Raw genomic sequence first — 6,868 nt, 5'->3', positions numbered from 1 at the left:
GGTGCCACTGGAGGCGTTGCGGATCGGGCGCTCCGCGAAGGCCCCGCGACGGCGGGTGTGGGTGCAGCCGGAGGACGACGTCCCGCACGTGCGGGATCCGCTGCTGCACCTGCGTGACCGGGTCGGGCTGCGACCGGCGCAGGTGAGCGTGGCGGAGTCGCTGGTGTCCGCGGTGGCGACCTGCTACGGCTCGGCCGACCTGCTGGTGTGCTCGCGGGCGCAGGCCGCGGAGTTCGGGCTGCACTGGCGGGAGCTGGCGGGGACGACCCCGGCCCGCGGATACGAGATCAGCGCGGACGTCGGCGACGAGGCGGAGCGGCTCCGCGCCGCGCTGTCGGACCCGATCGCGAAGTGTGTGGGGGTGGAGCGGGCGTGAACACGGCACGACTGGTGGCCGACCTGGCCGCCGAGCTCGACGAGGGCGGACTGCGTGGGTCGTTCCTGGTCCGCGACCTGCACTCCGGTCGGGAGGTCGGTCTCGAACCGGACCTGGTGTTCCCGCTCGCCTCGCTGATCAAGGTGCCGTTGGCCGCGGTGACCCTGGACCGCATCCGGCGCGGGGAGCTCTCCGGGTCCGACGTGCTGGAGGTGCGGCCCGGTCGGGACGCCGCGCCCGGAGGAACGGGAACTACCCGGTTCCGGCACCCGGCGTGGGTCGCGCTCGACGATCTGCTCTCCCTGGCGCTGGCGATCAGCGACAACCTCGCCGCCGACACCCTCTTCACACTCACCCCGCCCGTCGAGGTGACGCGGGCGCTGCGCCACTGGGGACTGCGGGGGATCACCGCCCGGCATCTCGTCGACGACCTGACGCGGACCCCGGAGGAGCGGTTCGAACCGGACCGTGCGCACCTGGCGCACTCGCTCGCGATCGGCGCCGCCACCGCCGGGCGCGGACACCACATCCCGCAACTCGACGTGACACGGGCGAACTCGGGCTCGGCGCGCGCGTTCGCGGACCTGCTCCAGGCACTGTGGACGCCGTCGGCGATCCCCGACGAGGTCGCCCGGCGGGTGCGGGAGCTGATGGCGGCCAACCTGATCCGGCACCGGCTCGCGCCCGACTTCACGTCGGATTCGGCGAGCTGGTCGTCCAAGACCGGGACCGTGCTCAACCTCCGTCACGAGGCCGGGGTGGTCGAGCACGCCGACGGCCGTGCCTTCGCCGTCGTCGCCCTCACCGAGTCCCGCATCCCGGCGGTGCGCCAGCCCGAGGCGGAGGGCCTCATGGCCCGCGTCGCCCGCTTCCTGCACGACCACCTCCGCTGGTGACCGGGCACGGACGCAGGGCGAACGACTCGACGTCCGGCACCGTCGACGTCGCCGCTCGGTGACATGAGCCACTTGTCGCCATCGGCCCTGTACACTCGAAACGTGACATCGGAGAGGCAGGAGCTTGAGCGTCTCGTGCGGCAATTGCCCGATGAGGAAGTGCCGCACGTACTGGAGGATGTCCGGAGGCACTTGCATCCGGTGCGGGAAACGCCCTGGCCACCGGCGTGGTTCGGCGCGGCCACGGGACGTCGCCGCGACACGTCCGAACGGGTTGACCAACTGCTGGCGGACGGGTTTGGCCAGTAGGGGTGCTGATCTGTGATACAGGCCCCCTGGTGGCCGCTGCGCTCCACGCGGACATTCATCACCACGAATCCGTCGAGTTGTTTACCGGTATGCATCTCGCGGGACGAGATCTCGTTCTGCCGCCTCTGGTGATCGCCGAGGTTGGTTATCTGTTGGCCAGGGAGGCGTCTGCGGAGGTCGAGTCCTCCTTTCTGCGCTCGCTCGCTGATGGCGCCTTCAAGTCAGTTGAGCTGACAGGAAGCGATTTCGGCCGAATGGCCGACCTCGTCGACGAGTACGCCGATCTTCCGCTCGGCGCGACCGACGCCGCCGTGATCGCACTTGCCGAGAGGCTGGGCGTCGATGAGATCGCTACCATCGATCGGCGGCACTTCACGGTCGTACGGCCGCGCCACGTCCGAGCCTTCACCCTGTTGCCGTGATTGCTTCGTCCGGTGTCCTCTCCACTACGCCGGGCCTGTGGGTGTGCTGCCGGTGGGACTGAGTTCGTCGGCGAAGCCCTGCCGCCACGACGGGTGACCCGGTTGCCAGCCGAGCTCGCGTTTCGCCTTGTCGTTGGAGAAGGCCCGCCCCTCGGTCATCATCCCCACCAGCATCTCGCCGGCCACCAGCCGGGCCAGCCACGCGGGAATGCCCCGCGGCGGTTTCGCCCCGGCGCATTGGGCGAGGTGCGGCAACCATGCGCGGACCGGTGCGGGGTCGTCGTCGACGATGTTGAACACGCCGGTCGCCCGCTGTTCGACGGCGAGGACGGTGGCCTCGGCCGCGTCGTCGAGGTGTACCCAGGAGAAGTGTCCGGTGCCGTCCCCGACGAGCGGGAACAGGCGTTTGCGTACCAGCCGCACCTGGTCGTCGGTGGCGCCCGGGCCGTAGAAGCTGCCGTAGCGCAGGACGCCGCCGCCCGCCGCGGTCACCGCATCCTCCAGGTGGTTGACCGCCGTGGTGCCCTCCAGCACCTCCAACGGGTCGTCCTCGGTCTTCACCCAGCCACCCCGGCGGAGCCCGTTCATGCTTCCGTGACTCTGCGCGAGGACATGTGACACACCGGCCGTCGCGGCCGCGGCCAGCAGGTGATCGATCCCCTCACTGCGCAGCCGGTTGGTCGTCGCGAAGAACCGGTCGGGCCTGCGGAAGTCGGGTTTCCCGGCGTGCGCCGGCGACAGCGCCGTCATCTGGTTCACCACCGTGTCCGGCCGGGCGGCGGTGACCGCCGCCTCGACCGCGGCCGCGTCCAGGCCGTCCATCACGACGCCCTCGGCGCCCAGGTCCTCCAGCATCCCCAGCCGGTCGGCGCTCGTCGTCGTCGCCGTCACCTGGTGGCCCCGGGCCACCAGCCGCGGCACCAGCCGACGCCCGAGGACACCGCTGCCACCCGCCACGAACACGCGCATCACTCCACCTCCCGATCCGATACTGCGTCCTGTTACGGAGACGGGCCGGACCGGCGGTCTGTGACACGGTCGGCTACGCCGTCTCCCGGTGACCGTAGGTCCAGGGACTCGGCGGTCTCGACGAGTATTCCCCGCAGTCGGCTCCGGAAGCTCTCGTCCACCGACCACGGGTTCCAGATCATGTCGATGCCGATGGGGCGGACGGGGAACGGGAACTCCGCGAGGCGCAGGCCGAGGGAGAGTCCCGCAGGGCGGTGGCCGCCCGCAGCCGGTGCAGCGCCACCCCTCCGGACCCGGCGACGACGTGCGGGATCAGCAGGTGGTCCGAGACCCGGTCGCGCACCGTGTATTCTGACCCCAGCTTCGCTGGGCCGAGCAACGAGAAGCCGTTGCGGAGCGGTTCGGCGAGGTCGCGGTGTGGTCTTCCGGGGGCGTCAGTCGGACGTTCGGAGGCGGTGCGTTTCCTGCCCAGTCACGTCAGCGATGACTTCGAAATCCTTGTCGACATGGAGAACGGCAAGGCGATCCAGTTCGGCGATCGCGGCTATGAGGATGTCCGGCACAGAGGGAGCCCGATGGTGCCCCGCGTGTGCCAGCCGCTTTTGAACTTCAACAGCGCGGCGCTCGGCGGCGGGTGTGATGCTTGCGAGAGGCATGAGCGCGACAGGCGGCATCTCGATACGATCATTCCAGTCGGTAACGCCCTGTGCCGAGTACCCGATTTCGAGGATCGTCGGGGTCGCGACCTGTACCAGTCCGCGTTCGATCCGCTGGGACCACAAATCCGCATCCGGGCTCGCGCCAAGTCGCGCGAGTGCTGACTTGTCGATCAGCCATGCCGTCTCGATCACGACCAGGCTCCACGCATCAGGTCTTCATCCGCCAGGTCGGTGAACTTGGCGAACTGATCGGGCGTCACCACACCTGATCCGCGAACCGCGTCCTTGGCGATCTGCCGACGCAGATACTCCCCGCGAGAGAGACCGAGAGCGGCAGCGCGCTCGTCAATGTATTGCAACTCGTCATCAGGAACGTTGCGAATAAGTACGTCAGTCAAGGGAGTCACCTCCGATAGCAGAGGATATCACGTTCTCGTCAGCTCTGCGCCGGTCGCGCCTTCGGTGGCTCTCCGATCGCGGTGTGTGATGCCGAGGGGCTGTCCCACGTTAATCGCCTGGGTGGGCCAGTACCGACGAGCCCTTGCCACGAAGTACGACGACCGCGAAAAGCCTCAGGCGGCCTCGATGCCGACCACATCACATGCTGCTCGGGCGCGCGACGGTGCCGCGTCGCACCGTCGCGGAACGCTGGTCGGGTGACTGGCGGCGTGGAGCGGGATCCGTGGCCGGACCGTGTCGGCACGCCGTACACCGCTTGCCACATTCAACGGGCTCCCAGGCCATGACACATGTGGATACTGTGCATGGTGCTGATGTGCGGTGTCGATGTCAGTCGAGCAGTGGGAGCGCCATCCAGATCGCGACGCCGACCAGCGTCCCGGCGAACAGACGGTCGATCCACCGCCGCGACTGCGGGCTCCGGAACAGCGTGGTGAGCGTGCGGCCGCCGAACGTCCAGACGAGGAAGGCGACGAGATTGTTCGCCGTGAACACCAGGGTGACCAGCAGGATCAACAGAGCGTCGCCGTTCTCAGGGGGACGCAGCGCCTGGCCGAACAGCACGGCGATGATCGAGTACGCTTTCGGATTCAGCAGCAGCACCACCGCCCCGGCCCGGAACCCGATGCCGGGCCTCCTGTCCGGCGTCGAAGGGGTGTCCCGATCCGCGGTGTCCCGGACGCTTTTCAGGAAACCGAATGCCAGCCAGAGGACGTAGACGCTGCCGGCGGCACTGAGCACCGTCGTGAGAACGGGGTGTTCGAGGAACGTCGCTCCCAGGCCCAGTCCGATCAGCAGCGTCACCAGGAACGTGGCGACGTGGTAGCCCACGAGCGCCGGGATCGCGGCCCGCGGACCCCTGGCGGCGCCGATCGCGGCGAAGAACGTGTTCCCCGGACCAGGGCTGTAGGCGAGGGGGAACAGGAACACCAGCAGTGCGACGACCGTGTCCGCGCTCATGCGGGTCGACCGACGATCGGGTGGATCATGCGGTGATCATCCGACCCGTGCTCGTCCGGCGCTGGCGGGAATCGGCCGGGACGATCCGGGAAACCGGCCCCGGGGACCGTCCCGGAGGCACCTGTCCGTCGATCGTGGCCCTCGGCGGATCGGACCGGGCTCCGGCATCCTGGTGTCGGGGAGGCCGCCGCACAGGCTCCCGTCAGGAGATCCACAGTCCGGAGGTGCCGCATGACCGGCCCGTCCGACCAGGCGCAGGTGACCGGCGACTACGCGATCGACCCCGAGCACACCCGCATCGGGTTCGTCGCCCGGCACGCGATGATCACCAAGGTGCGGGGCTCGTTCAACGAGTTCGAGGGCACCGTCCACGTGGACGGCGAGAACCCCGCCAACTCGTCCGCCGAACTCACCATCCGGGCCGCGAGCATCGACACCCGCAACGCCGACCGGGACGGCCACCTGCGCAGCAACGATTTTCTGGCCATGGAGGACTACCCGGAGATCACGTTCCGGTCCACCGACATCGCCCGGTCGGGCGAGGACACCTTCGACGTCACCGGCGACCTCACCGTCCGGGGGGGCGACCCGGCGGGTGACCATCCCGTTCACCTTCGAGGGACAGGCCGTCGACCCGTTCGGCAACAGCCGGCTCGGCTTCGAGGGCTCGACCACGATCAACCGCCAGGACTTCGGGGTACGGTGGAACGCCCCGCTGGAGACCGGCGGTGTGCTCGTCGGCGACAAGGTCGTGCTCGAGTTCGAGGTCTCCGCCATCAAGCAGAGCTGACGCGGGCGAGGAGCTGAGCCCACTGGCTGGAGTATCGCCTTATGAGTGAGGACAAGGTGATGGCGCCGACCCACCCGGGCGTCATCCTGCGCGAGGAGTTCCTCGAACCGAGAGGTATCACCGACTACCAGCTCGCCAAGGCCATCGGCGTCCCGCAGACCCGCATCAGCGCGATCACGCACGGTCAGCGCCGTATCACGGCCGACACCGGTCTCCGACTGTCCCGTTTCCTCGGTATGTCCGAGGCCTTCTGGACCGGGCTTCAGGAGGATTACGACCGTGAGGTCACCAAGAACCGGATCGGCGCCGCCCTCGACTCCATCGATCCCTTCGCGGCCGCGAGCTGACAAGGTACCCAGGCCCCCGCGGCCGGGGCGTGCCGCCCCGACGCTACGGGACGACGAATTCGAGTGCGGCGGGCCGGACGTGGACGGTGACCGGGAGTTCGCACAGGTAGTCGCCGTCGGCGTGCACCGGGACGGCGCGGTCGGCGTCGAGGGTGATCCCGGTGACCGTGCGGACCCGGACCGCGTCCGAGTGGACGTGCGCCCCGGTCTTCGCCTCGCCCAGGAAGCGCACGATCCGGTGCCGGGGCGCGTCGGCGACGGTGAGCACCTCCATGGTGCCGCTGTCCAGCCGCGCGGAGGGCACGATGTGCAGCCCGTGGCCGTACCGGCCGGAGTTGGCCACGACCACCTGGTGCCGCCGCGCCGTCGTCGTGCCCGTGCCGGTGGTCAGGGTGAACTCCGGTGCCGACCACCGCAGGATCACGCCGAGCGGGGCGAGCCGGTAGACGAGGTGCCCGGGCAACCACCGGTTGCGGTTGATCGCCTCGGTGGCCACGGAGTCGACGCCGACGTAGACGTTGCCGAGGACGATGTGGCCCGCCGCGTCGAGGACGTCGACGATGCGGGTGGCGCCGCGGGCGAGCATGGCGGCGAGGTCCTCGGCGCCGGTGGGCAGGTCCAGTCCGCGGGCGAGGTCGTTGCCGCGTCCGGCCGGGACGATCGCCATGCCCGCCCCGGTCC

General features: G+C 69.6%; 8 protein-coding genes and 2 pseudogenes. 5 read left to right on the top strand and 5 right to left on the bottom strand.

What is annotated here, in order from left to right; genetic code table 11:
• From SACHA_RS23235 to SACHA_RS0119305, 3 genes and pseudogenes are all read left to right on the top strand, one after another.
• Window positions 1-376: pseudogene (locus tag SACHA_RS23235) on the top strand (LysR family transcriptional regulator); the annotation flags it as partial.
• Window positions 373-1,272: a serine hydrolase gene (locus SACHA_RS0119310; protein WP_019812412.1), complete on the top strand. Its 900-nt coding sequence runs from the start codon at window positions 373-375 to the stop codon at window positions 1,270-1,272. The pseudogene SACHA_RS23235 and the gene SACHA_RS0119310, both read left to right, overlap by 4 nt.
• 311 nt (window positions 1,273-1,583) lie before the next feature.
• Entirely contained in the window at window positions 1,584-2,003 is a 420-nt protein-coding gene (locus SACHA_RS0119305; protein WP_019812410.1) for a type II toxin-antitoxin system VapC family toxin, read from the top strand.
• A gap of 24 nt (window positions 2,004-2,027) precedes the next feature.
• Here SACHA_RS0119305 and SACHA_RS0119300 read toward each other — a convergent pair whose 3' ends face one another.
• From SACHA_RS0119300 to SACHA_RS0119285, 4 genes are all read right to left on the bottom strand, one after another.
• Window positions 2,028-2,972: an NAD-dependent epimerase/dehydratase family protein gene (locus SACHA_RS0119300; RefSeq protein WP_019812408.1), complete on the bottom strand. Its 945-nt coding sequence runs from the start codon at window positions 2,970-2,972 to the stop codon at window positions 2,028-2,030.
• Window positions 2,973-3,406: 434 nt separating this feature from the next.
• On the bottom strand, window positions 3,407-3,823 hold the full coding sequence (locus SACHA_RS0119295; RefSeq protein ID WP_019812406.1) for a PIN domain nuclease: 417 nt from the start codon (window positions 3,821-3,823) through the stop codon (window positions 3,407-3,409).
• Complete coding sequence (gene vapB / locus SACHA_RS0119290) at window positions 3,820-4,038, bottom strand: type II toxin-antitoxin system VapB family antitoxin (protein ID WP_019812403.1); 219 nt, start codon at window positions 4,036-4,038, stop codon at window positions 3,820-3,822. The genes SACHA_RS0119295 and vapB overlap by 4 nt, the downstream gene beginning before the upstream one ends.
• A 382-nt stretch (window positions 4,039-4,420) precedes the next feature.
• Entirely contained in the window at window positions 4,421-5,050 is a 630-nt protein-coding gene (locus tag SACHA_RS0119285) for a LysE family translocator (RefSeq protein ID WP_019812401.1), read from the bottom strand.
• A gap of 231 nt (window positions 5,051-5,281) precedes the next feature.
• Here SACHA_RS0119285 and SACHA_RS23230 point away from each other — a divergent pair.
• Together SACHA_RS23230 and SACHA_RS0119270 are read left to right on the top strand one after the other, a co-directional pair.
• Window positions 5,282-5,840: pseudogene (locus SACHA_RS23230) on the top strand (YceI family protein).
• 41 nt (window positions 5,841-5,881) lie between these two features.
• Window positions 5,882-6,187: a HigA family addiction module antitoxin gene (locus SACHA_RS0119270; protein WP_019812395.1), complete on the top strand. Its 306-nt coding sequence runs from the start codon at window positions 5,882-5,884 to the stop codon at window positions 6,185-6,187.
• A gap of 43 nt (window positions 6,188-6,230) precedes the next feature.
• Here the strand turns inward: SACHA_RS0119270 and SACHA_RS23225 are convergent.
• The coding region (locus SACHA_RS23225; protein WP_232211927.1) for a diacylglycerol/lipid kinase family protein at window positions 6,231-6,868 on the bottom strand (638 nt) is incomplete at its 5' end.

The organism is Saccharomonospora halophila 8 (assembly GCF_000383775.1).
In the GTDB taxonomy this organism is placed as follows: domain Bacteria; phylum Actinomycetota; class Actinomycetes; order Mycobacteriales; family Pseudonocardiaceae; genus Saccharomonospora; species Saccharomonospora halophila.
The sequence above is the reverse complement of the archived record's forward strand: the minus strand, read 5'-3'. Positions and strand labels throughout refer to the sequence as shown.